The organism is Mesorhizobium sp. 10J20-29 (genome assembly GCF_054130485.1).
In genome coordinates, this window is record NZ_CP199156.1 from 4,286,997 (window position 1) to 4,311,869 (window position 24,873).

The 24,873-nt window shown below is 66.2% G+C and carries 22 protein-coding genes; 11 read left to right on the forward strand and 11 right to left on the reverse strand.

Annotation, left to right across the window (positions count from 1 at the left end):
• Nucleotides 1–39: 39 nt before the first annotated feature.
• From ACT2BZ_RS20525 to ACT2BZ_RS20535, 3 genes are all read right to left on the reverse strand, one after another.
• The gene (locus ACT2BZ_RS20525; RefSeq protein WP_457937330.1) at nt 40–876 is read right to left on the reverse strand and encodes a universal stress protein; all 837 of its coding nucleotides are present in this window, start codon (nt 874–876) and stop codon (nt 40–42) included.
• A 78-nt stretch (nt 877–954) separates the two neighbouring features.
• Nucleotides 955–1,086 (reverse strand): hypothetical protein, encoded by a 132-nt coding sequence (locus ACT2BZ_RS20530; protein WP_457937331.1) that lies wholly within the window; start codon nt 1,084–1,086, stop codon nt 955–957.
• Nucleotides 1,087–1,190: 104 nt separating this feature from the next.
• Nucleotides 1,191–3,581 (reverse strand): phosphoketolase family protein, encoded by a 2,391-nt coding sequence (locus tag ACT2BZ_RS20535; RefSeq protein WP_457937332.1) that lies wholly within the window; start codon nt 3,579–3,581, stop codon nt 1,191–1,193.
• 170 nt (nt 3,582–3,751) lie between these two features.
• Between ACT2BZ_RS20535 and ACT2BZ_RS20540 the strand changes: the two genes are divergently transcribed.
• The gene (locus ACT2BZ_RS20540; RefSeq protein WP_457937334.1) at nt 3,752–4,954 is read left to right on the forward strand and encodes an acetate/propionate family kinase; all 1,203 of its coding nucleotides are present in this window, start codon (nt 3,752–3,754) and stop codon (nt 4,952–4,954) included.
• Here ACT2BZ_RS20540 and ACT2BZ_RS20545 read toward each other — a convergent pair.
• A complete protein-coding gene (locus ACT2BZ_RS20545) occupies nt 4,881–6,578 on the reverse strand; it encodes an ATP-binding cassette domain-containing protein (RefSeq protein WP_457937336.1) in 1,698 nt (565 codons plus the stop codon). The two genes, ACT2BZ_RS20540 and ACT2BZ_RS20545, sit on opposite strands and share 74 nt — an antisense overlap.
• Entirely contained in the window at nt 6,575–8,152 is a 1,578-nt protein-coding gene (locus ACT2BZ_RS20550; protein WP_457937337.1) for an ATP-binding cassette domain-containing protein, read from the reverse strand. The genes ACT2BZ_RS20545 and ACT2BZ_RS20550 overlap by 4 nt, the downstream gene beginning before the upstream one ends.
• A 145-nt stretch (nt 8,153–8,297) precedes the next feature.
• On the opposite strand from ACT2BZ_RS20550, the gene ACT2BZ_RS20555 reads away from it, so the two are divergent.
• Genes ACT2BZ_RS20555 through ACT2BZ_RS20570 form a run of 4 tightly spaced genes read left to right on the forward strand, consistent with a single transcriptional unit; the run spans nt 8,298 to nt 11,638 of the window.
• Nucleotides 8,298–9,857, forward strand: coding sequence for a cytochrome ubiquinol oxidase subunit I (locus ACT2BZ_RS20555; protein ID WP_457937339.1), 1,560 nt, complete (start codon nt 8,298–8,300; stop codon nt 9,855–9,857).
• Between the two features lie 25 nt (nt 9,858–9,882).
• A complete protein-coding gene (gene cydB, locus ACT2BZ_RS20560) occupies nt 9,883–11,034 on the forward strand; it encodes a cytochrome d ubiquinol oxidase subunit II (protein WP_457937340.1) in 1,152 nt (383 codons plus the stop codon).
• Between the two features lie 18 nt (nt 11,035–11,052).
• The gene (cydX, locus tag ACT2BZ_RS20565; protein ID WP_457937342.1) at nt 11,053–11,184 is read left to right on the forward strand and encodes a cytochrome bd-I oxidase subunit CydX; all 132 of its coding nucleotides are present in this window, start codon (nt 11,053–11,055) and stop codon (nt 11,182–11,184) included.
• Between the two features lie 49 nt (nt 11,185–11,233).
• Nucleotides 11,234–11,638, forward strand: a complete 405-nt coding sequence (locus ACT2BZ_RS20570; RefSeq protein ID WP_457937344.1) for a c-type cytochrome — start codon at nt 11,234–11,236, stop codon at nt 11,636–11,638.
• Here the strand turns inward: ACT2BZ_RS20570 and ACT2BZ_RS20575 are convergent.
• Nucleotides 11,635–14,328 (reverse strand): bifunctional acetate--CoA ligase family protein/GNAT family N-acetyltransferase, encoded by a 2,694-nt coding sequence (locus ACT2BZ_RS20575; RefSeq protein ID WP_457937346.1) that lies wholly within the window; start codon nt 14,326–14,328, stop codon nt 11,635–11,637. The genes ACT2BZ_RS20570 and ACT2BZ_RS20575 overlap by 4 nt on opposite strands.
• Before the next feature lie 206 nt (nt 14,329–14,534).
• Between ACT2BZ_RS20575 and ACT2BZ_RS20580 the strand changes: the two genes are divergently transcribed.
• From ACT2BZ_RS20580 to ACT2BZ_RS20605, 6 genes are all read left to right on the forward strand, one after another.
• Nucleotides 14,535–16,442: a heavy metal translocating P-type ATPase gene (locus ACT2BZ_RS20580; protein ID WP_457937348.1), complete on the forward strand. Its 1,908-nt coding sequence runs from the start codon at nt 14,535–14,537 to the stop codon at nt 16,440–16,442.
• A 63-nt stretch (nt 16,443–16,505) separates the two neighbouring features.
• Complete coding sequence (gene trxC / locus ACT2BZ_RS20585) at nt 16,506–16,949, forward strand: thioredoxin TrxC (RefSeq protein WP_457937350.1); 444 nt, start codon at nt 16,506–16,508, stop codon at nt 16,947–16,949.
• A gap of 11 nt (nt 16,950–16,960) precedes the next feature.
• Complete coding sequence (locus ACT2BZ_RS20590; protein ID WP_457937352.1) at nt 16,961–18,226, forward strand: MgtC/SapB family protein; 1,266 nt, start codon at nt 16,961–16,963, stop codon at nt 18,224–18,226.
• A gap of 58 nt (nt 18,227–18,284) precedes the next feature.
• On the forward strand, nt 18,285–18,671 hold the full coding sequence (locus ACT2BZ_RS20595; RefSeq protein WP_457937353.1) for a hypothetical protein: 387 nt from the start codon (nt 18,285–18,287) through the stop codon (nt 18,669–18,671).
• A 148-nt stretch (nt 18,672–18,819) separates the two neighbouring features.
• Complete coding sequence (locus ACT2BZ_RS20600) at nt 18,820–20,088, forward strand: MFS transporter (RefSeq protein WP_457937354.1); 1,269 nt, start codon at nt 18,820–18,822, stop codon at nt 20,086–20,088.
• A 119-nt stretch (nt 20,089–20,207) separates the two neighbouring features.
• Nucleotides 20,208–20,519: a hypothetical protein gene (locus tag ACT2BZ_RS20605; protein WP_457937356.1), complete on the forward strand. Its 312-nt coding sequence runs from the start codon at nt 20,208–20,210 to the stop codon at nt 20,517–20,519.
• Nucleotides 20,520–20,564: 45 nt separating this feature from the next.
• Here ACT2BZ_RS20605 and ACT2BZ_RS20610 read toward each other — a convergent pair whose 3' ends face one another.
• The 5 genes from ACT2BZ_RS20610 to ACT2BZ_RS20630 form a co-directional block, all read right to left on the reverse strand.
• Entirely contained in the window at nt 20,565–22,298 is a 1,734-nt protein-coding gene (locus tag ACT2BZ_RS20610) for an adenylate/guanylate cyclase domain-containing protein (RefSeq protein ID WP_457937358.1), read from the reverse strand.
• Between the two features lie 63 nt (nt 22,299–22,361).
• A complete protein-coding gene (locus tag ACT2BZ_RS20615; RefSeq protein WP_457937359.1) occupies nt 22,362–22,775 on the reverse strand; it encodes a GFA family protein in 414 nt (137 codons plus the stop codon).
• Nucleotides 22,776–22,831: 56 nt separating this feature from the next.
• On the reverse strand, nt 22,832–23,293 hold the full coding sequence (locus tag ACT2BZ_RS20620; protein ID WP_457937361.1) for an SRPBCC family protein: 462 nt from the start codon (nt 23,291–23,293) through the stop codon (nt 22,832–22,834).
• Entirely contained in the window at nt 23,290–23,619 is a 330-nt protein-coding gene (locus ACT2BZ_RS20625; protein WP_457937362.1) for an ArsR/SmtB family transcription factor, read from the reverse strand. Before ACT2BZ_RS20625 ends, ACT2BZ_RS20620 begins: the two co-directional genes overlap by 4 nt.
• A 453-nt stretch (nt 23,620–24,072) precedes the next feature.
• Nucleotides 24,073–24,870: an FAD binding domain-containing protein gene (locus ACT2BZ_RS20630; protein WP_457937364.1), complete on the reverse strand. Its 798-nt coding sequence runs from the start codon at nt 24,868–24,870 to the stop codon at nt 24,073–24,075.
• Nucleotides 24,871–24,873 lie beyond the last annotated feature (3 nt).

Genomic DNA, 24,873 nt, shown 5'->3' on the forward strand with positions numbered 1-24,873 from the left:
GGCGGGGACCAAAAGGCCGACCGGACGCAGAACAGGCGGTCAGCGCGCCATCAGGACCGGCAGCGGCGGGTCGGAAAGGATCGACTTCGTCACCCCGCCAAAAATCCATTCGCGCAGCCTGGAATGGCCGTAGCCACCCATGACGATCATTTCGGCCGATGTATCGATGGCATGACGGCGCAGCACTTCGACAACCGAACGGCCGCCACTCGGCAGGCGATCGACGGTGATCTTCGCGCCGTGCCGCGCGAGATAGGCCGCAGCGTCCGCCCCAGGCTCCGCGCCCTGATGGTAGGTGTCGGCGATCGGATCGACGAGCGCCAGGTGGACATCGTCGGCCGCCGCGATCAACGGGCGGGCCTCATGCACGGCGCGCGCGGCCTCTATGCGGGCATCCCAGGCGACCATGATGCGCTTCGGCTTCAGCGTCGCCTTGCTATTCGCTGGCACCAGCAGCAGCGGTTTGCCGGAAGAGAACAGGGCACCGTCGATCGTCTTTTCCTTGAGGGTTCCCGTCGCCAGAAGGTCCGGCCCGGCAAGCGTCAGGTCGGCATAGCGGGCGCGCTCTGCAACGGCAGAGGCGCCCGCCGCCATCTCGACATACTGCCCGGTGACATCGGCCGACAGTGCACGGTCGGCGACAAAGGACCTGACGGCCTCGACGCGCTTGTCGAGCTGCTCTTCGTCGGCCTGGCGTTCCTGCAGCCAGCTGTCGGAAACCACCGCGCCATAGGCGCCGACCGGCGGCGGCGCAGCCATCGCAAGCACCAGCACCGAAAGATGCGCTCCGACTTCCTCACAGAGGCCGGCGGCAAGCTTGAGATCGTTGTTGGCCGGTTCGGTTCCGGTCACCAGGAGTATAGTCTTGAAAGTCATGGAAATTCTTCCTTTCGCCGACGGTTCTGCCGTCCTGCACGAGATGTCACGCGCAGGTCGCGCGCCTTTCCGGAGAGCCTAGTTCTTGCGGTGCGGCACCTTGACCCGCGACTTCCGGTTTTCGCTGAGATCCGCATAGGCAAGCACCGTCATGAAGAAGGCGAATACGGCCACGACGAAAATGATGCCTTCCAGGGTTTCAAGCGGCATGATCGTTCTCCTGTGTCGATTACCGGCACCAGAAGACATCGCTGCGGCCCTTGACGCCTTGATTTCAATCAAGCGGCATCGAAGGCCGAGCCCCTGCTTTGTCGTTAGCGCGGCCCCTCGCCTGGCCAGCGCCAGTCGCGCACCATCGGCATGTCGATGCCGTGCTCGCGAATGTACTGCCTGTGCTCGACCAGCCGGTCGCGCATCGCCTGCTTGGCATAGGCCGCCGCCGCGCCGAGTTGTGGCACGCGGTCGATGACGTCGCAGACCAGGTGGAAGCGGTCGAGATCGTTGCGCACAACCATGTCGAAGGGCGTCGTGGTCGAGCCCTCCTCCTTGTAGCCGCGCACATGCATGTTCTCGTGATTGGCGCGCTTGTAGGCCAGCCGGTGGATCAGCCAGGGATAGCCGTGATAGGCGAAGATGACCGGCCGGTCGGTGGTGAAAAGCTCGTCGAACTCGGCGTCGGACAGGCCGTGCGGGTGCTCGGACTTCTGCTGCAGCGTCATCAGGTCGACGACATTGACCACGCGCACCTTGAGATCGGGCACGTATTGCCGCAACAGGTCGACGGCCGCCAGCGTCTCCAGCGTCGGCACGTCGCCGCAGCAGGCCATCACCACGTCGGGAATCTCGCCATGGTCGTTGCTTGCCCATTCCCAGATGCCGATGCCGGCACTGCAGTGCTTGATCGCCCGGTCCATGTCGAGCCATTGCGGCTGCGGCTGCTTGCCCGCCACAATGACGTTGACGCGGTCCCAGCTACGCAGGCAGTGGTCGGTCACATAGAGCAGCGTGTTGGTGTCCGGCGGGAAATAGACGCGAACGATCTCGGCCTTCTTGTTCACGACATGGTCGACGAAGCCCGGATCCTGGTGGCTGAAGCCGTTGTGGTCCTGACGCCAGACATGCGAGGTCAGCAGGTAGTTCAGCGAGGCAATCGGCTGGCGCCAGGCGATCTCCTTCGCGGTCTTTAGCCATTTCGCATGCTGGTTGAACATCGAATCGATGATGTGGATGAAAGCCTCGTAGCAGGAGAAGAAGCCGTGCCGGCCGGTCAGAAGATAGCCCTCCAGCCAGCCCTGGCAGGTGTGCTCGCTGAGAATCTCCATCACCCGGCCATCCGGTGACAGATGATCGTCATTGTCGACCGTCTCGGCGACCCAGGCCCGGTCAGTGACCTCGAAAAGGTCCTGCCACCGGTTCGACGCCGTCTCGTCGGGTCCGAAGACCCGGAAATTGCGTGTCGCCATGTTGTCGCGCATCACATCGCGCAGGAAGGCGCCGGACACACGCGTCGACTCGGCATCCGCGGCGCCGGGCTGAGTGACCGGGACAGCGTAGTCCCTGAAATCGGGCAGTCGGAGCGGTCGCTTCAGCGCACCGCCATTGGCGTGCTGGTTGGCGCTCATGCGGCGGTTGCCCTCAGGCGCGAGCGCCGCGATCTCGGGCTTCAGCCGGCCCTCGCCGTCGAACAGTTCCTCGGGCTCGTAGCTGCGCAGCCAAGCTTCGAGCAGGCCGAGATGCGTGGGCTTTTTCATATTGATCGGCACCTGGTGCGAGCGCCAGTTGCCCTCGGCCGGCTGGCCGTCGACGGTCTTCGGGCCGGTCCAGCCCTTGGGAGAGCGCAGGACGATCATCGGCCATACCGCGCGCTCCGCATTGCCGCCCTGGCGGGCCTTCTGCTGGATGTCGCGGATGGAAGCGAAGGCGGTGTCGAGCGCCGCCGCCATCTTCTGGTGCATGGCCGCGTGGTCCTCGCCCTCGACGAAGATCGGCGCGTAGCCGTAGCCGCGCATCAGCGCATCGAGCTCGGCGTGCGGAATGCGGGCCAGTACCGTCGGGTTGGCGATCTTGTAGCCGTTGAGGTGCAGGATCGGCAGCACGGCGCCGTCGCTTGCAGGGTTGAGGAACTTGTTGCCGTGCCAGGAGGTCGCCAGCGGACCAGTCTCGGCCTCGCCGTCGCCGACCACACAGGCGGCAATCAGGTCGGGGTTGTCGAAGACGGCGCCGAAGGCGTGCGAAAGCGAGTAGCCGAGTTCGCCGCCCTCGTGGATGGAGCCCGGCGTGTCGGGCGCGGCATGACTCGGAATACCGCCCGGGAAAGAGAACTGGCGGAACAGGCGGCACATGCCCGCCTCGTCCTGCGACACATCGGGATAGACCTCGCTGTAGGTGCCTTCGAGCCAGGTACTGGCGACGACGCCCGGCGCGCCATGGCCGGGTCCGGCGATGAAAAGCACGCTGGCATCGTCACGCTTGATGACCCGGTTGAGATGGGCGTAGATGAAATTCAGCCCCGGCGTGGTGCCCCAGTGGCCGAGCAGCCGCGGCTTGACATGCTCTATGGCCAGCGGCTCGCGCAGCATAGGATTGGCGAGCAGATAGACCTGGCCGACGGAAAGGTAGTTCGCCGCCCGCCACCATGCGTGGATCAGCCGCGTTTCCTCGGCGGACATCGGACCGGCCGGGTCGCTGTTCATGACTTCGGGCATTCCCGCACACTCCGTTTCGGTTACGCGGCCAAGCCGCTATGACGTGAAAACACCCAGGCGCGCGACGGGCGATCAAAGGCCTTGCCGTTGGTCCTCTATGGCGCAGGCCGGCCTTGCGAGCCTTGATATCCATCAAGGCGGGCCAGCCGGCGGGCGGGCATGGAAACACAATGAAGATGGCCGACACGGTCCTTACGCTGAATGCGGGCTCATCGAGCCTCAAATTCGCGCTGTTCGACGCGCACGGCGGCGACGACGCGGGTGCGTTGCTGCGTGGACTTGTCGAAGAAATTCCGACCAGGCCGCGCTTCAGCGCATCGTCGGCCGATGGCGCGCCGCTCGCGGAAGACGAATGGCCGGACGCCGCCAAGGACTTCCCGACGATCATCGAACGGCTGATCGGTTGGATCGAGGCGCATCGCGGGGACAACAGGCTGATCGCAGTCGGACACCGCGTCGTGCATGGCGGGCCGGACCACGCGAAACCCGAACGCGTGACGCCTGCGCTGCTCGGCGAACTCGACCGGCTTACCCGTCTCGCCCCGCTGCACGAGCCGCATAACATCGCCCCGATCCGGACGCTTGCCGAGTCGCGTCCAGAGCTGCCGCAGGTCGCCTGCTTCGACACGGCCTTTCACCGCACCATGCCCGCCGTCGCGACCCGCTTCGCCCTGCCGCGAAACTTCGAGACGGAAGGCGTCCGCCGCTACGGATTCCACGGCCTCTCCTACGAGTACATCGCCGGCCACCTCGCCCGGACGGCGCCCGTGCTTGCCGCCGGCCGCGTCATCGTCGCACATCTCGGCAACGGCGCCAGCGTCTGCGCGCTGAAGGCCGGCAAGAGCATCGACACCACAATGGGATTCAGCACGCTCGACGGGCTGGTAATGGGCTCCAGGCCCGGCACGCTTGATCCGGGAGTCATCCTGCACCTCCTGAAGGAGCGCGGCATGACGGCGGACGAGGTCGAGAACCTGCTCTACCGCCGCTCTGGCCTGCTCGGAATCTCGGGCGGTATTTCGAGCGACATGCGCGTGCTTCTCGGAAGCGACGATCCGCGTGCCGCCGAGGCCATCGAGCTCTTCACCTACCGGATCGCACGCGAGGTCGGCGCGCTGGCGAGCTCTCTTGGCGGGCTCGACGGATTTGTCTTCACCGCCGGCATCGGTGAGCATTCGGCCATGGTGCGTGCCCTCGTCTGCGCCAGGCTCGGCTGGCTGGGCGTGGAACTCGACAAGGATGCGAACGAGCGCGGCGACGGCATCATCAGCGCGGTTCAGAGTCCGGCAGAGGTGCGCGTCATCGCGACCGACGAGGAGCGGATGATGGCGAGCCACGTGCTGCGGACGGTGCGTGCGGGTCACCCAGCCTGACCAGCTGCACACGGCGATCGCCATGCAGCATGGCGTTGTCGTGGCTCGAGAAGATCAGGATGCGGTCGGAGAAGCTGTCGATCAGCCGGTCCATGATCCGCGCTGCCTGCCTGCGATCGAGATGCTCGGTCGGCTCGTCGAGCAGCATGACGGAGAGCGGGCTGAGCAGCGCGCGGGCGAGGTTGAGCCGCTGCGCCTCGCCGAGCGAGACCACGTCCTGCCTCAACCAGGCATCGAGCCCGCCGGCCTCGCGGACGCGACCGTCGAGTTCAACCGCCTCCAGCGCATCCCAGCACTCCCGGTCGCTCGCGTCCTGGGCGAACAGATTCTCGCGGATGGTGTCGGCCATGACGGCAGCGTCGTGCAGCCCGAGATGAAACAGCCGCCGACGCGCGGAAGGCTCGAGCGGCACGCCGTCGCCGAGCACCTGGCCGCCGCGCGGTGTCGCCAGCCAGCCGGCCACCTGCTTGAGCAGCGAGGTCTTGCCGCAGCCGCTCGGTCCGGCAAGCACCACGGGACGGCCGGCCTGAAGGTCGAGGTGCACCGTGCCGCCGAGTAGCCGGCCGTCGGGCGCAACGAGCGGCATGCGCAGGAGTTCGAGCGTCGCGACGGCGGTCGGCGCCGACGAGGGTTCGCCCGACGACAACTGCGAGCCGGCAGTCCATTCGCGAATGCCGTGGCGGGCCTCTTCTTCCTTGACCCGCGCCACAAGCATGCGCGAGACGCCCTGGACGGTGTCGCCAAGAGCCAGCCAGGCGAATGCGAGCAGACCGGCGGGCAACAGCGCCTCGCCGCGGTAGCCCAGGGCCCATGCGGTGCCCAGCACGCAGGCGGCCGCAAGCGGCCCGAAGGCGCCGGCGGCGGTGTCGAGAATGGCCATGTCGCGGCGTGACGAGAGCCGACCCGCCTCGGCCGCAGCAAGGTGGTCGAATCCTGCGTCGAGCATCTCCGTCCAGCGCCGCTCCGCCCGCAGCGGTACCGAAGAAGCGAGCGCCATGCCGAATTGCCTGGCGGCGGCGCGGCGCTCGGCGCGGACGCGACCCCAAAGGCTACGCGTGCGCGGCAAGAGCCGGCCAGCCAGGATCGCCGTGGCGGCGAGCATCAACAGGATCGGCAGCATCGCCAGCGGCGCAAGGACCAGCGTCGCGACGGCAAGAAAGCCGAGCGCCGCAAGCAGCGATTTCACGGGAAGGCCGATCCGCAGACGCGCATAGTCGACATCTTCGACATCGTCGATGAAATCGGACAGGCGGTCCTGGTCGGCAAGCTGCCAGCCGGCTCGGCGCGTCGTCGGCGACGCGGCCATTGCCGAGAACAGCGCACTCCTGCGCCGCACCTGATCGAGCAGCGCCGCCTTGTGGCCGACCACCCGCTCGCCATACTTGGCGACGGTGCGGGTCAGCGCAAAGAGGCGCACGAAGGCGGCCGGCACGTGAAAGTTGAAGCTGAAGGCCGCCGGACCGGCGCCGGCAAGCGCCACGGCGCCGAGAAACCAGGCCGAGACGCCCGTCAGCATGACGCCGGCAAACAGCGCCGTCAGCGCAAGGAAGAGCGCGAGCTTCCAGGTGCCCCTGGTTGCCGGCAGATCTTGTACGGCGAATTCGGTCTCGATTGATGGCCTCATTGTGCCGCCTCCGAAGTGGATACCCGGTCGTGCCCCAGATCGATGACGGTATCGGCGCAGCCGATCAACTCGCGGTCATGGGTGGCGACTAACACCAGCCGCTCGCGCGCGCAGTCGAACAGGGCGAGCCTTACCCGGCCGGCATTCACGGCGTCGAGCTTGGCGGTCGGTTCGTCGGCGAGGATGGTGCGTCCCGACAGCAGCGCCCGCGCGATGGCGACGCGCAGCCTCTGTCCGCCCGACAGGTTGCCGCCGCCGGCGGCGATCCGCGCCTCCAGCCCGCCAGGCAGGCTCTGCTCGTCGAGCAGGCCGATGCGGCCGGCGGCCAGCAGGAGCCTGGTGGAGCAGACACCCGGCATGTTCCAGGACAGCGCCTCCGCGAGCGAGCCGGGCAGGATGGCGACATCGGTCGAGATCCAGTCGACGCCGGTCCCTACGCCTTCGGGCAGCCGGCCATGCGGCTCCTCGAGCCCGGCCAAGCGGCGCAGCAGCGTCGATTTTCCGGCGCCGCTCGGGCCGACGACGGCGACAAGGCCCTTCAGCGGCAGGCACATCCCGGTTCCGGCGGTCAAGCGGGCAAGTCGCGGCAGAAAGGACGCAGCCGCCGGCGCCTGGTCGGCGGCGTCTAGGAATTCGTCGAGCGCTGCGGCGGCGGCTTCGCCTTCGGCCTTGGCATGATACTGCTCGGCGTAACGGCGGAACGGCGCAAAGAATTCTGGTGCGATCATCAGGATGAACAGGCTCTGCCAGAGCTGCAGGTCGTGGAAGCCGGGCAAGGTGACGAGGTTGAGGTGACCGAGGCCGAGGAAGACGGCAAGCACCGCGATCGAGAGCGACGAGAAAAAGTCGATCAGCCCGGAATTGAGGAAGGCGACGCGCAGCACCCCCATGGTGCTGGCAGCGTAGGCGCTCATGCGCGCCTGGAGCTTGTCTGTCTCGCGATCGATGCCGTGGCTGGCGAGGATGGTCGGCAGCGTGCGCACGCGGTCCTCGAACTGCGCTGCAAGCTGGCCGAGCGCCTTTTCCTGCGCGGCGGCGCGCGCCTGGATGCTTCCGCCGACGAGTACGAAGAAGATGACCATGACCGGGCTCGCGACGAGGAGCACGAGTGCGGCCTGCCACGAGACGACCGAGACGGAGGCGGCCGCGAGAAGCGTGCCGATGCCGAGCATCCTGCGCGCCGCGCCATGGCCGACGACCAGCGCCGCGAGCGATTCGGGATGCCGCTGCAGCCCGGCGATCAGCGCGCCGGCCGGGCGTTCATGAACAGCGCGGGCTTCCATGGCCTCGAGCTTGGCGCGCAAATCGTCGCGCGTGCCCTGAGCCACTGCCGATTCGGCCGACGCGAGGCACAAGTCGCCGACAAGACCGGCGGCGGCCGAAAGCGCCAGCGCAACGAGCGCGACCGCAACGGCCGGCATGGCGACGGTGCCGAACTCGATCATCCGGCCGAAGGTGATTGCCAGTGCGGCGGCGAGCGCAAGCTTGGCAACCAGGCGACCGACCTGCCAGACAAGCACTGTTCGCAGGCCGTTGCGTCCAAATACGCGGGCACGCGCCAGTGAGCGTGACACGGGCCCCGACCGACCCCTTCTGGATGCAGCAATTCGGCTCATGGCCGCCTTGTCTCACGCGGCCGCCAAAGGGGTTTTGATTTGGATCAAGGAGAGGTTGAGCGCCGCCGGTTAGATCGCCGAGGCACACTCAAAGGGGACTTCCATGACCGACCCGTTGCTCGTCGAACTGTCGCGCTTGCAGTTCGCCTTGACCGCGCTCTACCACTTCCTCTTCGTCCCTCTGACACTTGGGCTGTCCATCATGATCGCCATGATGGAGACGGTCTATGTCATGACCAAGCGCGTCATCTGGCGCGACATGACGAAGTTCTGGGGCGTGCTCTTCGGCATCAACTTCGCGCTCGGTGTCGCAACCGGCATCACCATGGAATTCCAGTTCGGCATGAACTGGGCCTACTACTCGCACTATGTCGGCGACGTCTTCGGCGCGCCGCTTGCCATCGAAGGCCTGATGGCCTTCTTCCTCGAGGCGACCTTCGTCGGCCTGTTCTTCTTCGGCTGGGACAAGCTCTCGGCCAGGGGTCACCTCGCCGTCACCTGGCTGGTAGCCATCGGCACCAACCTCTCGGCGCTGTGGATCCTGATCGCCAACGGCTGGATGCAGAACCCGGTCGGGTCGGCCTTCAATACCGACACGATGCGCATGGAGGTCACCGACTTCGCAGCCGTGCTGTTCAATCCGGTCGCCCAGGCCAAGTTCGTGCACACGGTTTCGGCCGGCTATGTCTGCGGCGCGGCCTTCGTCCTCGGCATCTCGGCCTGGTACATGCTGAAGGGCCGCCACGTCGAGCTTGCCAAGCGCTCCTTCGTCATCGCCTCGGCCTTCGGCGTCGCTTCCGCGCTTTCGGTCATCGTGCTCGGCGACGAGAGCGGCTACGAGATCACCGACAACCAGAAGATGAAGCTCGCCACCATGGAGGCGATGTGGGAGACCGAGCCGGCGCCGGCCTCCTTCACGCTTATCGGCATCCCCAACATGGCCGACCGCACGACGAGCTACGGCATCCACATTCCCTGGGTGATGGGCCTGATCGGCACGCGCTCCCTCGACCAGCAGATCCCAGGCATCTTCGATCTCGTCGAAAAGGCCGAGGAACGCATCCGCAACGGCATTCCCGCCTATGACGCGCTCGAAAAGCTGAAGGCCGACCGCACCGATGCCGAGGCTCGGGTGACCTTCGAGGCGACCAATGCCGACCTCGGCTACGCGCTGCTGCTCAAGCAGTTCGTCGCCGACCCGCGCGAGGCCACCGAGCAGAACATCAAGGACGCGGCCTGGTCGACGGTGCCGACCGTGCCGGCGATGTTCTTCACCTTCCGCATCATGGTGCTGTCGGGCTTCATCCTGCTCGGCGTTTTCCTGGTGTCGCTCTGGTACACGACCCGCGAGGTCGCAGCGCCGCGCTGGCTGTTCCGCCTCGCGCTGCTCGCCATGCCGCTGCCCTGGATCGCCGCTGAAGTCGGCTGGTTCGTCGCGGAGTTCGGCCGCCAGCCGTGGATCATCGAAGGCGTCCTTCCGACCTTCCTCGCGACCTCGGAACTCGGCGTCAGCGATCTTGTCATCACCATCCTGGGCTTCACCCTGGTCTATGGCGTGCTTGCCGTCATCGAGGTGCGCCTGATGCTGGCGGCGATCGCGCACGGGCCGACGGGAGACCATCCCGAAGCTACAGGCAGTCTGACGCTCGCGCCGGCCCAATGAACATCCGGATCAAGGAAACAGGACGATGATCGACTTTCTCTTCGACTATACGACACTGCGCCTGATCTGGTGGGTGGTACTCGGCGTGCTTCTGATCGGCTTCGCCGTGACCGACGGCTTCGACATGGGCGTCGGTGCGCTGCTGCCCTTCGTCGCCAAGACGGACATCGAGCGCCGCGTCGCCATCAACACGGTCGGCCCCGTCTGGGAGGGTAACCAGGTGTGGTTCGTGCTCGGCGGCGGCGCCATCTTCGCCGCCTGGCCGGCGCTCTACGCGGTCAGCTTCTCCGGCTTCTATCTCGCAATGTTCCTGGTGCTGTTCGCGCTGATCCTGCGCCCCGTCGCCTTCAAGTACCGCTCCAAGCACGACAGCTACCGCTGGCGCAACAACTGGGACTGGGCGCTGTTCATCGGCGGCGCGGTGCCGGCGCTGATCTTCGGCGTGGCGGTCGGCAACACGCTGCAGGGCGTGCCCTTTCACCTGACGGACGACCTTCGGCCGATCTACGAGGGCAACCTGTTCGGCCTGCTCAACCCGCTGGCGATCTATTGCGGTCTCGTCTCGGTGGCCATGCTGGTCATGCACGGCGCGGCCTGGCTTGCCTTCAAGGCCGACGGTACGGTCGGCGAGCGTGCATCGGCCATCGGGCCCAAGGCGGCGCTGGCGGCGGCGGGGCTCTTCGCCTTCGGCGGCGTGCTGATCTATGCCGGCCTGTTCGGCGGCTACGAGGTTACCAGCCCGATCGTCTGGGACGGCCCGTCCAACCCGCTCTACAAGACGGTGGTGGCCAACGACACCGCCTGGCTGCGCAACTTTCAGGCCCAGCCGCTGCTGTGGCTTGTGCCGCTGCTCGGCATCGTCGCGCCACTCTTTGCCGCGCTCGGCTTCCGGGCCCGCATGGCAGGCCTGACCTTCCTCGCCTCGCAGCTCGCGATCGTCTGCATCATCGCGACGGTCGGACTTGCGATGTTCCCGATCATCCTGCCCTCGAGCACCAACCCCGGCCATTCCCTGGCGGTATTCGACGCCTCGTCGAGCCGGCTGACGCTGCGCAACATGCTTATCGCCACGGTGATCTTCCTGCCGATCATCCTCGCCTACACGGCCTGGGTGTACCGCGTCCTGTGGGGCAAGGTCACCGAGGACGACATGCGTGGCCCCGGACACGCCTACTGAAACGAAGGAGACACGGCCATGTGGTATTTCGCCTGGGTTCTGGGCCTCGGCCTGGCAGCGACCGTCGGCATCCTCAATGCCCTCTGGTACGAGCTGCGCACCGTCCGCGAGCAGCCGGAGACGAAGACCCCGTCCCTGCCGACGCCATGACGGGAACGCTGTCCAGAAACCCGGATCAGACGAGAGGGAGAACGCGCCCATGAAGACCGCGACGATTACGGTTGCAGCCCTGCTGCTTGGCCTGGCACAGGGCCAGGCCAATGCTCAGCAGGTGACCCGCGGCGAGCTGGAATTCCTCGATTCCTGTGCCGTCTGTCACGGGCTTGACGGCAAGGGCGACGGGCCGTTGGCCGACGAGTTGCAGAAGCGACCCGCCGACCTGACGACCATTTCCCGCGAGACCGGCCGCTTCCCCTACTGGCGCGTCTTCGCCATCATCGACGGGCGCTACATCGTGCCCGGCCATGGCGCGCGCGAAATGCCGGTGTGGGGACAGCAGTTCATCGAGGGCGACGTGAAGACCTATGGTCCGAGCGGCGGCGCCATCGTGACGCAGGAACGCATCCACGAGCTGACCGGCTACATCGAGTCGCTGCAGCGCTAGGCGGCGGTGCCGCCGAGCTCCAGCCTGACCAGCGATATTCCGGGCTGGTCGGGATCGCGCTTCACCGCGAAGCCGAAGGCCCGGCAGAGCCGCAGCATGTTGAGGTTGTCGCTGAGAACGATGCCCTCGACCGCAGCGACCTTTTCGGCGCGCGCATAGTCGACGATGCGCTGCAGCAGCGCCCAGCCGATGCCGTGGCCCTGCAGGTCGGTCCTGACCAGCAGGGCGAATTCTCCCTTCTCGCCATCGGGGTCGCGCGACAGCCGGCCAACGCCGGCAAGTTCTCCGCTCTCCTCGTCGATTGCCACGAAGGCCATGTCCCTGTCGTAGTCGAGCTGGGTCATCCGCTTCATCGCGCGATCTGCAAAACTCTTGCGCGGCGCCAGGAAGCGCAACCTGATGTCGTCGGGCGAGATCCTGTCCAGGAACTCTGGATAGAGGGCGATGTCGGCCGGCTTGATCGGCCGCATCTGGTAGCGGCGCCCGCCGGCTTCCATCTGTTTTTCCCAGCCCGCCGGATAGGGCCGGATGGCCAGCGCGGGGTTCGGCCCCGGTTGTTCGACCGCTTCGGGGTCAATCTCGATGCGCGCATCGAGCGCGATGACGCCGTTCTCGTCCGCCAGCAGCGGGTTGATATCGACAGAAACGATGCAGGGGAAGTCGACGATCATCTGCGACAGCCCGTTGAGAGCGGCCGCGATTGCCGCGCGGTCGGCCGGCTTGCGGTCGCGGAACCCGGCGAGCAGCTGGCCGATGCGCGTGCGGCCGATCAGGTCGTCGGCCAGCACATCGTCGAGTGGCGGCAGGGCAATGGCCGTGTCGTCGGTCACCTCGACAGCCACGCCGCCGGCGCCGAACAGGATGGCAGGACCGAAGATCGGATCGCGGCTCATGCCGAGGATGAGTTCCTGGGAATGCCTGCGCACCACCATCGGTTGCACGGCATAGCCCTCGATGTCGGCTTCGGGCGCGCGGCTGCGTACCCTCTCGCCGATAGCGCGGGCCGCTTCCTCGACCATCGCAGCGGTTTCAAGGTTGAGGACAACGCCGCCGATGTCGGACTTGTGCGAGATCGCCTTGGACAGCAGCTTGACCACCACCTTTTCGTGCTTCCGAAGAATTCGTGCGGCGGCCTTGCCGGCCGCTGCCGCGGTCCTGGCAACGATTGTTTCGGGCACGGGGATGGCATAGGCGGAAAGCACTGCCTTGGCCTCCGGCTCGGTCAGCATCCGGCGACCTTCCGCGGCCGCAGCCCGGAATGTCGTGCGCACCGCCTCGATGTCCCCTTCGACATCCTCGCTGCGGCTCGACGGCACCTGCGTAAGCGCACGCTGCGCCCGCGACCAGTCGGACAGGTACGACACCGCGGTTGCAGCATCGCCCGGCGTCTCGAAGCTCGCCAGCCCGGCGCCCTGCAGGATGCGGCGCGCAGCCGCCGCCGTGTGCTCGCCAAGCCAGCAGGTTACCACCGGTTTGCCGGCGATCATGCCGTCCTTGGCCAGCCCCGCGACCGCACGCGCCGCGTCGGCTGGTGAAGCCAGGCCGGTCGGGCAGTTCAGTACCATCAGCACGTCGGTGCCGGGATCCCCGGCCACCGCCTCGACAGCGGCACTGTAGCGCTCAGCCGGCGCGTCGCCGATGATGTCGACCGGGTTGGCATGTGACCAGAAGGCCGGCAGCGCGTCGTCCAGCAGCGCCAGCGTCTCCGGCGCAAGCGCCGCCAGCGTTCCCTTGCAATCGATCAGCCGGTCAACGGCCAGCACGCCGGCGCCGCCTCCATTGGTCACGATACCGACGCGCGCCTGGTCGAGCGGCCGGAAGCGCGCGGTGATCTCGGCGGCGTCAAATAGCTCCGCCAGCCCGTCGACGCGCAGGATGCCCGCCCGCTGCAGCGCCGCGTCAACGACGCGGTCGGCGCCCGACAGCGCGCCGGTATGGGTCGCAGCCGCCTTGGCGGCGGCCTCGTGGCGGCCCGACTTGATGGCGATCACCGGCTTGATGCGCGACGCAGCGCGCGCCGCCGACATAAACTTTCGGGCGTTGGGGATGGTCTCGAGATACATCACCACAGCGTTGGTCGTGGCGTCGCCGGCCAGCATGTCCAGCCAGTCGCCGACGTCGACGTCGGCCATGTCGCCGAGCGAGACGATATGCGAGAAGCCGATGCCGTTGTCAGCCGCCCAGTCGACCAGCGAGGTCGCGATGGCGCCCGATTGCGACAGAAGCGCGATGTTGCCGGGGCTGGCCGCCATGTGGGCGAAGCCGGCATTCAGCTTGACCGGTGGAATCATCAGTCCGACCGTGTTGGGGCCGATGATGCGGAACAGATGCGGCTTCGCCGCGTCGAGCATGGCCTGGCGCAGGCCGTTTTCGCGGGTTAGCCCGGCGGTGATGACGACGCCGGCGCGGCAGCCCTTTTCGCCGAGCTCGGCGACGATGCCCGGTACGGTCGCCGCGGGTGTCACGATGACGGCGAGGTCCGGCACGCCGGGGAGCGCCTTAGAGTCCCGAAAGCACTTCAGGCCGGATACCTTCCGGTACTTCGGGTTGACTGGCCAGATATCGCCCTCGAAGCCGCCATCGACGATGTTGTCGATGACCACCCGGCCTACGGAACCTTCCCGCGTCGAGGCGCCAAAGACGGCGACGGACCGGGGCCTGACGGCATGTTCAAGGTTCCTGATGGTCAAGGCGCTTCCTCCGCTTCGCTCGCCAAAAAGTCGTCCCATGCCGATCCTGCCCTGCCCTTGCGCTGAATCAAAGTGGCAGGCAGCTGTCGCGGCTAGTTTCGCTCCGGAAGGACGGGCAGCACGCAAACCGCGCATGGCGTGGTCTTGGGAGGCGGCGCCGCCGAGGCCTGAAGGGTCAACGCATCGACTCTGGGACGGAGCTGACGGTGAATGAAACGACGCTGAGAAGACTGTTGCTCGGCATCGCCGTCATCGGCCTCGTGCTTGGACTTGCCCTGCGCCATGTCGCGCCAATCGCCACCGGATCGGGGGCCGTGTGGACGATCGCCACGCTGCCCGTCCTTCTCGCCCTTGCCATATCCATCCTGCGCGAGTTCTGGGCCGGCCGGGTCGGCGTCGACGCCATCGCGCTGGTGTCTATGACGGCGGCGCTCCTGCTCGGCCAGCCGCTCGCCGCCGTGGTCGTGGCCATCATGTATGCCGGCGGCACGGTGCTGGAGGATTACGCCCGCGGCCGCGCCGAGCGTGACCTGACCGCGCTGACGGACCGTTCGCCGCGCGTCGCGCACCGCCGTATCGACGGGTCTCAGGAAACCATCGACGTCGGCGCGGTGCGCGTCGGCGACGAACTGCTGGTGCGCGCCGGCGAACTGGTGCCGGTCGACGGCAAGCTACTGGAAGCCTCTGCCTCGCTCGACGAATCGGCGGTGACGGGCGAACCCCTGCCCGAGCGCCTGATGGCCGGCGACGCGCTGCGCAGTGGTACCATCAACGCCGGCGAGGCGTTCAGCATGCAGGCCACGGCGCTGGCCGAAAACAGCACCTACGCCGTGATCGTCAACATGGTCGCCGCCGCGCAGACAGCCAAGGCGCCGTTCATCCGCATGGCCGATCGCTTCGCCATGGTGATGCTGCCGGCCACGCTGCTCGTTGCGGGACTGGCCTGGTATGTGTCGGGCGACCCGATCCGAGCGCTTGCCGTCCTGGTGGTGGCGACGCCCTGCCCGCTGATCCTGGCAGCACCCGTCGCCTTCATCGGCGGCGTTGCGCGCGCCGCGCGCGGCGGCATCCTGATGAAGGGCAGCGCAGCACTCGAGGCGCTTGCCGACGCGCGCACCGCTGTCTTCGACAAGACCGGCACGCTGACCCATGGCGGCGCCGACCTGATCGACACCGACGTAGCGCCGGGCCGCGACCCGGAAGTGCTGTTGCGCCTGTTTGCCTCGCTCGAACAGGCTTCGCAGCACATTCTGGCGGAGGCGGTGACCCTAGCTGCGCGCAAACGCCACCTTGCGCTCGCACCGCCTTCCGGCGTGCACGAGCACCGCGGCGCGGGGCTGGAGGGCACGGTCGAGGGCGTCGCCGTGCAGGCCGGCTCGCGTTCGCTGGTACTCGGCGACAAGCCCTTGCCGCTCTGGGCCGAACCGGGCGAGCGGCGCTATCTCGGCCAGCCGGTGCTCAGGGTCTATCTGTCGCTCGATGGCTCCCTGGCGGCGATCTTCACGCTCGGCGATTCCCTGAGGGCGGACGCCGTGAGCGCGCTTGCCGATTTGCGGGCGGGCGGCATTTCCCGTTTCGTCATGCTGACCGGCGATGGCCGCACCGCGGCGGAGCGCATTGCCGCCGCACTCGACATCGACGAGGTCGTGGCCGAGGCCAGCCCGGCCGACAAGGTTGCTACCGTGCGCGCCGAGAACGCCGCAGCGCCCACCCTGATGGTCGGCGACGGCATCAACGACGCGCCGGCGCTGGCCACTGCTACCGTCGGCGTGGCGATGGGGGCACGTGGCGCCACCGCCTCGAGCGAAGCGGCCGACGTCATCGTGCTGGCCAACCGGCTGCAGCCGGTGGCCGACGCCGTGCGTATCGCAAGGCGTGCCAAGGCGATCGCCAACCAGAGCGTCGTGGCGGGTCTCGTCCTGTCTGGCATCGCGATGGTATTTGCCGCCTTCGGCATGATCACCCCTGTCGCGGGTGCGCTGCTGCAGGAAGTCATCGACGTGGCCGTCATCGTCAACGCATTGCGCGCGCTTGGCGACGGCACTTTCCCCGACTGGCTGTCGCCGGCCGGTCGGCGCAAGGCGAACGTGCACAACCGAAAGCAGCCGACTTGATCCGCGCCCCTGCCGGGGGTAGCCGCATGAGGCGGTCAGAATGTTCGACGTGGAGGTAGCCAGATGAGTGACAGGATGGTTGTGTGCAGTTCGTGCGGCGGCATCAACCGCCTGCCGGAAAAGCGTGACGCGAGCGCCGCCAAGTGTGGCAAATGCAGCGAAAGGCTGTTTGGCGGGCATCCGCACGATGTCGACGCAGCGACCTTCGAGCGCCATGTCAAGCGCAGCACGCTACCGGTGCTGGTCGACATCTGGGCGCCGTGGTGCGGGCCCTGCCTGTCCATGGCCCCTGCCTACAAGGCGGCAGCTGCCGAACTCGAGCCGGACGTTATGCTGCTAAAGCTCGACAGCGACAAGAACCCCGCCATCTCGGAACGGCTGGGCATCCGCGGCATCCCGACGATGATTCTCTTCCATGCCGGCCGTGAGGTCGCGCGCACCTCCGGCGCCATGTCGGCAAGCCAGATCGTCAGCTGGGTACGCGGCAAGCTGCCCTCGACGGCCTGACCGGCGCCGGCATGGACCCGCTGATTGCCCGCCTCGGCCTGGCCCTCGCCATCGGCCTGCTCGTCGGGCTGGAGCGCGGCTGGCGCGAGCGCGACGCACCCGACCGCAGCCGCACCGCCGGCATTCGCACCTATGGCATATCGGGCCTACTCGGCGGCATCGTTGCGGCGCTGTCGGAGGCTGTCGGCAGCCAGATGGTCCTGGTAGCGGGCCTCCTGGCCTTCGGCGCGATCTTCGCATGGTACAAGGCGCGCGAGGCGTCGCGCGACGACGACTTCAGCGTCACGGCCGTGGTCGCGGCACTCGCCGTCTTTGCGTTGGGCGCGCTGGCCGTCGCCGGTGATTATCGCGCGGCAGGTGCTGGCGCGGCGGCACTCGCCGGCGTTCTGGCGAGCAGAGAGGTGCTGCACAGCCTGCTCAAGCGCCTGACCTGGATCGAACTGCGCTCCGCACTGGTGCTGGCCGTCATGACGGCGGTGATCCTGCCGCTCCTACCCGACCGCAACGTCGATCCCTGGGGTGGCGTCAACCCGCAGCAGATATGGTTCTTCACCGTGCTGACGGCGGCCATCTCCTTCCTTGGCTACGTTGCTGTTCGCATGCTTGGCCGTACGCGCGGCCTGCTGGTCGCGGCAATGGCAGGCGCGGTGGTCTCTTCGACGGCGGTGACTGTCTCGCTCGGCCGTACCGCAAAGACCGGCGCCAATCCCATGCCTCTGGCCGGCGCTGGCGCGATCGCCGCGGCGGTCTCGATCCTGCGCGTATGCACGGTTGTGACGGTGGTCGCCCCCAGCGTGATCCCAGGCATGGTCCTGCCGGCCCTTGCCGCGCTTGCCTGCTTCGCGGCGGTCGGCGCCCTGCTCCTGCGGCGATCAGGCAACCTCGACAGCGGCGAAACTACGGCACGCAACCCGTTCGAACTGATTCCGCTATTCGCCTTCGCCCTGCTCTTCACGGTAGTTGCGGCGACGAGTGCGGCCCTCGCAGGCCGCCTGGGCAGCAGCGGACTGCTGGCGACCTCCACGGTCTCGGGCCTTTTCGACGTCGACGTCGCGGTACTCAGCACACTGCGCCTCGTCGGGCAGGTGATAGAGCCCGGGATGGCGTCAACGCTGGTACTGGCCGCGCTCGCCGCCAACGCGCTAGGCCGCCTTTCCCTGGCCATCCTGGTGGGTCCGCTGAGGTACAGTATGCCACTTGCGGCTGCCACGGCGGCGGCAATTGCCGCCGGCTATGCCGTGCACGCCCTCCTGCCAACTCTTGCGCCGCTGCCTTGACGCGGATCAAGGCACCGGTTGCGAGGGTCCCCTATCAACGACCCTGAATGGAGGAAACATGACAACACTTGCCGACCTTACCCCGAACTTCCGCAGCGTGCGGCTGGTGCTGGCGCGCGACAAGGATCACCCCTCCGGCGCACGCGAGGCCGGCTACGATCTTCTGGTGCCACTCGACAAGGACGGCCACCTGATCCCCGAGGAGTGGAAGAGCCATCAGGAAGTCTGCCGCGTGCGCCGCTTCGGCCCGGATGAGAACGACCGGATCGGAAAACTGCGCCGCAAGCCCGGCGGACAATGGTACTTCGATTACGCGGAAGGAACGGACGACGACGAGATCGGCTTCCGCTTTGCCGACGAGCGCTTCGTCATCGGCGAGTACGTATCGGTGAAGAACGGCGGTAGCGAGCACACCTACCAGGTGGCGCGGGTCGAAAAGCCCTAGTCGCGGCAGGCGGCAGGCTCCTCGCCTGCCAGCCGGCGGCGCAATGAATGCTGCAATAGCGAAATTGCGTCCGCAATGCGCCGCTTTCGCGAAATACATGGCTCCCCGGCCGGGGTAGTCTGGCACCAGATCATCCGGGGTGCCCGCCATGTGGAAAGAGATTCGCCCCTTCGTCGCCCTGTTTTCGGGCACGTTCCTGATGATGGTCGGCACCGGTCTCGGCAACGTGCTGATTCCGCTGCGCGCCTCCGCCGAGGGCTGGTCGTCCACGGCAATCGCCTGGATGGGCACCTGCTACGCCATCGCCTTCACGGCTGGCTGCCTGCTGACGCCGCTCTTCGTGCGCCGCGTCGGCCATATCCGCATCTTCGCCGTGCTGCAGACCATTCTTGCAGCCTCGCTGCTGCTGCACGCGTTGGTGCCCAATCCGATAGCCTGGGCGCTGTTCCGCGTCATGGGCGGCCTGACGCTGGTCGGCGGCTACATGATCATCGAGAGCTGGCTCAACGAGCGCGTCAGCAACGCAAACCGCGGCACGGTATTCGCCTCCTACATGATCGTTTCCATGTCCGGCGTGGCGGCCGGCCAGTTCATCCTGCCGCTCGGCGACATCATGTCCGACCGGCTGTTCATGGTCGGCGCGCTCGCCTTCGGCGCCGCCCTGCTGCCGGTGGCGCTATCGGTTGCGCCGGCGCCGCAGCCGCTGACCCAGGTCAAGGTCGACGCCCGCGCGCTGTTCCGCCGTTCGCCAGCCGCTGTCGTCGGCTCCTTCCTCGCCGGCATCATCTTCGGCAACTGGGTCTATTTCGGCCCGCTATACGGTCAGGCAGTCGGTCTGTCGCAGACCGGCATTGCCACGATGCTGACCGCCGCGATGATCGGCGGCATGGCCTTCCAGGTGCCGTTCGGCAGGCTGTCTGACCGCATCGACAGGCGCTACGTCATGGCGCTGGCCGGCGCAATCGGCGTCGCCGTGTCAACCGCAATGGTCGTATTCGCCCCGACCAGCACCTACGCCATCCTGCTCGGCATGTTCGCACTCGGTTCGGTGCTGTTCACCATCTACGCGCTCAACGTCGCGCACGCCAACGACCAGGCGGAAGCCCATGAATTCGTGCAGGTTTCGGGTGGTCTGCTGATCGTCTACGGCGTCGGCAACATGGTCGGCCCGCAGCTGGGCGGCCGGCTGATGGACAGTCTCGGCCCCAAGGGATTCTTCGTCGCCATGGGTCTGATCTATGCGCTCTACGGCCTCTATGCCCTGTGGCGGTCGCTCCAAAAGGCGACAATGCACCCCGACGACAAGACAGACTTCCGGGTCGTGCCGCCCCTGCCCGCATCGACACCGGAGACGCTTTCCATGGACGCCCGCACCGAGGAGGCCACGGACGACAGCAAGCTACAGGAGCCCGCCTGACCCCCTGGCTTCCTGTCACCCATCGGCATGCGGTTTCACAACAGTTGATGCCTGTTTCTCGGCAGGCGACTTGCGGATGCGCGGCGGCTTACTAGCTAAAGGGCAAAGGAACCGCTGCGATGTCCCTGCTCAGCAAGAAACCGGCGATGGCCGGGCTTCTATGCCTCGCCCTCGCCCTTGCCCTCGCCGCCACGGCGACGACGGCTCTAGCAGACCCGGCAGCGGAAAACGAGGCGGCTCTGCGAGGTCTCACGGCGGCCGAACTGCAGGCCTTGCGCGACGAACAGAGCCGCGCCGCCTTTCAACTGCAGCAGCAGAACTTGCGCGACCGGGACCGCGCCACCGTCGGCGCATCGCAGCCAAGGCTGGACGTGCCGATCCTGCAGCCGAACGGCCAGATCCGACCCTCAGGCAACAGTTACATCAAGTGAACCCTGCACGGGTCCAGCGCTGACATCGCCGGTTTGGCAGTCGGCCTAGTCGGAGAGCCCGGCAAGGCGCAGTCCGCCGACAAGCAGTTCCAGGTCGGCCGCACGCTTGTAGGGAAAATAGGTCTTCACCCACCCTGTCGAAAACCCCGGATGGATACGAAAGACGTCGTTTAGCGCGGCACGGGCCGATGCCGCATCGCCCAGAAGGCCAAGGCATGCCGCGAGAAACAGATGTGCATGCATGGCCTCGGGATTGCGGGCGGCGCTGCGCTTCAGCAAGTCGAGAGCCTCCGCGTAGCGATGCATCAGCAGCGAGGCCATTCCCTTGTAGAGCGTGTAGTAGAAGGGATAGAAGGGGTTGAGGCTGATCGCCCTGTCAATCAGGGCATTGATCTTCTCAGGTTCGCCGGAAATTGACAGCGCGCCAGCCAGGTTGGCATAGGCGTCGGCATTGCCGGGTTCTAGCTCGACCCACTGCCTGGCTTCGGCCACCGCCTCGTCCTGGCGCCCCATGAACAACAGCACATTGCCCAGCGCCTCGCAGGCCACTGGCAGAGACGGGTCAAGCGCCTTGGCGTGCTTCGCGATTTGATACGCGCTCTCCAGTTCCTTCGGCGCACCATGCAACCAGGCGTGAAGACCGCAAAGCGCCAGCCCCGCATGGGCCGCCGCATAGTCGGGGTCGACCCCTATCGCGCGCTCGAACAGCTGGCGCGCGCGCAGATTGCTCTCCTTGGAAAACAGATGACGCTGCTCGCGTCCCTGCAGGACAAGATCATAGGCGAGCGCATTGCTGGTATCGGCGCGCTGCCGTGTTGTTTCGCCGTGCGACATCTTGAGTTCGAGTGCGCGCACGATCTCGCGCGTTACCTCGTCCTGCACCGCAAAGATGTCTTCCAGCTCCCTGTCGTAGCGTTCCGCCCAGACATGCCCGCCTTTCGCGCCTTCGATCAGCTGTGCCGTGATGCGCACGTGCGATCCGGCCTTGCGCACGCTGCCTTCGAGCGCGAATTTGACCCCAAGTTCGCGGCATACCTGCCGGATATCGGGATTTTTCCACTTGTAACGGAACGACGAATTCCGGGCGATGACGAACATGCCCGGCAGCTTGGCCAGGTCGGTGATGATGTCTTCGGTGATCCCGTCGGCGAAATATTGCTGCTCCGGGTCGCCGCTCATGTTGGCAAAGGGCAGGATCGCAACTGACTGATGCACCGGATAGGCCGGAGCGTCCTCGGCTTCCGCCGGAACTGCATCTTCGCCCGGCCTGCCGGAGAGCCGATAGACCCTGACGGGTTCGGCAATGTTCTTCAGCGCCTGGTCGCCCATGTCTTCAAACGAGATGTCGACCTTGCCGCGCACCTGCCGGTAGGCGTCGGCTGAGATGCAGGTGCCGCCGGGTGCCGCCAGGCTTTCCAGCCTGGCGGCGATATTCACGCCATCGCCATGAATGTCATCACCCTCGATCAGCACGTCACCGAGGTTGATGCCGATGCGGAAGCGGATATGGGTTTCAGAGCCCTGGTTGGCGGCATGGCCTGCGGCCCCCGGATGCCAGCCCATCGCGCATTGCACGGCATCCACCAGGCTCGAAAATTCGACCAGCAGGCCGTCGCCCATCAGCTTGACGATGCGCCCCCGGTGTCTGGCGATGAGCGGCTCGATCATGCCGCGCCGCATGTCTGACATGCGGCCCAGCGTTCCGGCCTCGTCCTGACCCATCATGCGCGAGTAGCCGACAACGTCGGCGGCAAGAATGGCGGCTAGGCGACGCTGCATCCGGAATCTCCCCTGCCCGACAGTAATGGCAGGTTCGCCCGAAAGCCATCGCCGCAAGCAGCGTTAGCCAGCCGGCATCTTGTCGAATGCGGCAAGTGCCGGGTCCATCGTGTCCCATGCGTATCCGCGGACCCGATAGGTTAGCATCGCGGGTGCAAAACGTCCGGGATCGTCCAGGCTGGCGGCATGCACCGCGGCAATCTCGGGCATCGCCGCAAACGTCAGATGGAGCGGCGTTCCGCAGGTGGGGCAGAACGACCGCGTCTTCACATTGCCGCTGTCTGCCACGACACCCCATTGCGCTGTCTCGCCGGTTATCTGCATATCGGCACGCATGACGGTCAGGTAAGAGCCATGCCCCGTACCACTGATCCTCTGGCAATCCCGGCACTGGCAGTGGCTCATCACCACCGGTTCACCCGAAATCTCGTAACGGACCGCGCCACACGCACAGCCCCCCGCAAATACTGAACTCATGATAGGTCTCCTGTCTGCGATAAAGCGTTGGAAACTCGGACATATGGTGCGGTCGTTCAGTCCTCGCCGGCCATCGTGCCGAGGCGTTGAACCACCGTCTTCCAGCCCTCACTCATCTTTGCGTGCGCCGTGTCGTTGCGCGGCGTGACAAAGCCGGAATGGACAAGCCGAAGCCGGGTGCCGCCTGCGACAGGCGACAGCGTGAACGTCACCACCGTGTCCAGAAGCGAGCCATAGCCTGAATTGCCGGCATCCCCGCCCTTCCACGAAAAGGAAAAGCACTCGTTCGGTGTCACCTCCAGAACCTCACAATGGATCGTACCATCCCAGGCGCCGGCCGCCGTCGTTCGGAAAGTGAAGCGATTGCACCGCACAGGCTCGAAGCCTGTCGGCTCCATCAGCCAGCGTCCGATCAGCGTGCCATTGGTCAGCGTCAGCCAAAGTGTTTCTGCCGTGTGCGGAAATACCTCGTCGATCACGATCTGCTGTGTTTCGGACTGGAGGGCGGTCAGGTTCATGGATCGATATCCTTGAGCAGGGTTCTGAGACTTGCAAAGCGCTCGCGCCAGAAGACACCGTAATGGTCCATCCACTCGACCAGCGGTTCCAGCCCCTCCGGCTTGGCCCGATAGAAAACCTTGCGGCCATCCGGCCGGTCGGCGACCAGGCCGGCCTGTTTCAATGCCTTTAAATGTTGTGAGATGGCGCCTTGGGTAACGCCGCTGTGTCTGGTGAGTTCACCGACAGTGATCTCGTCGGCGCCGACGATCCGCTCGAACACCGCCCGGCGTGTTGGGTCGGAAAGTGTACGAAACACAGCGTTGATGTCGTAGGCTTCAAGCATGGGGGAGTAATTAGCATCGACTAATCAATTAGTCAACGCTAATTATTTGTTCGTCGGCATGAGGCTCACCGACAGATAGCCCAATTCCGACCCGTAGCGGACACCTGAACCTCCGTCAGCCGGAGAAGCCTCGAATCTATGCCGGTTGCGAGTGACCTTCAACGCGGCGTCACCAACCTGCGTCGACGTGGTCTGCGCAGTTGACGATGCAGCAATTGTCTGCACGATCGCCGTTCTAATTCGAGGCGTTTCGCGGCAGGGTGAAGCCGCAACACGACGGGCCTGATGACGAAATCCTATCGGGCAACCGAATTCAACGTAATTTACGGTATTATGCGTGCCGTTCTACGCACCTGAGCCGTCAAGCCGTACCGTCATGACTAAGCTGTGCGATATTGCGCAGGCGAAAGAAAAAGGGGCCTTTCGGCCCCTCTTTCATCGTTTGTTTGCGCCTCACCCGTTGGCTTGCGCCACCGCCCGTTTGGCCATCACCGTGATCAGGCTGGCGCGGTACTCGGCCGAAGCGTGCATGTCGCTCATCAGGTTGTCGGCCGAAACCTTCACGCCTGCCGCAGCTTCCGGCGTGAAGCTGCCGCCAAGCGCGGATTCGAGCTCGCTCGAGCGGAATACGCCTTCGTCACCGGCTCCGGTAACGGCCACCCGCACCACGTTCGGTCCCTTGGCGACGAACACGCCGACAATGGCGTAGCGCGAAGCCGGGTTGCGGAATTTTTCGTAGCCGGCCCTGTCGGGCGCCGTGAAGCTCACCGAGGTGATGATCTCGCCGTCCTCGAGTGCCGTCTCGAAAAGGCCGGTGAAGAACTCGTCCGCCGCAACCGACCGCTTGTTGGTGACGATGGTGGCGCCGAGCGCCAGAAGGGCCGCCGGATAGTCGGCGGCCGGGTCGTTGTTGGCCACCGAGCCGCCGATCGTGCCCTTGTGGCGGACGTGCGGGTCGCCGATCAGTGAGGCAAGATGCGCGACCGCGGGTGCGGCCTGCTTCAGCGCGGCATTGTTGGCGACCTCGGCATGCGTCGTGGCCGCGCCGATGGTGACCGTTTTGCCGGACACCGTGATGCCCTTGAGATCGGCGATGTGGCCGAGATCGACGAGGTCGGAAGGCGCGGCAAGCCGCGTCTTCATCGCCGGGATCAGCGTCATGCCGCCCGACAGAGCCTTGGCGTCCTCCGAAGCCAGCAGCTTGGCCGCGTCGGCGACGGAGGAGGCGCGATGGTAATTTACCGAGTACATGCT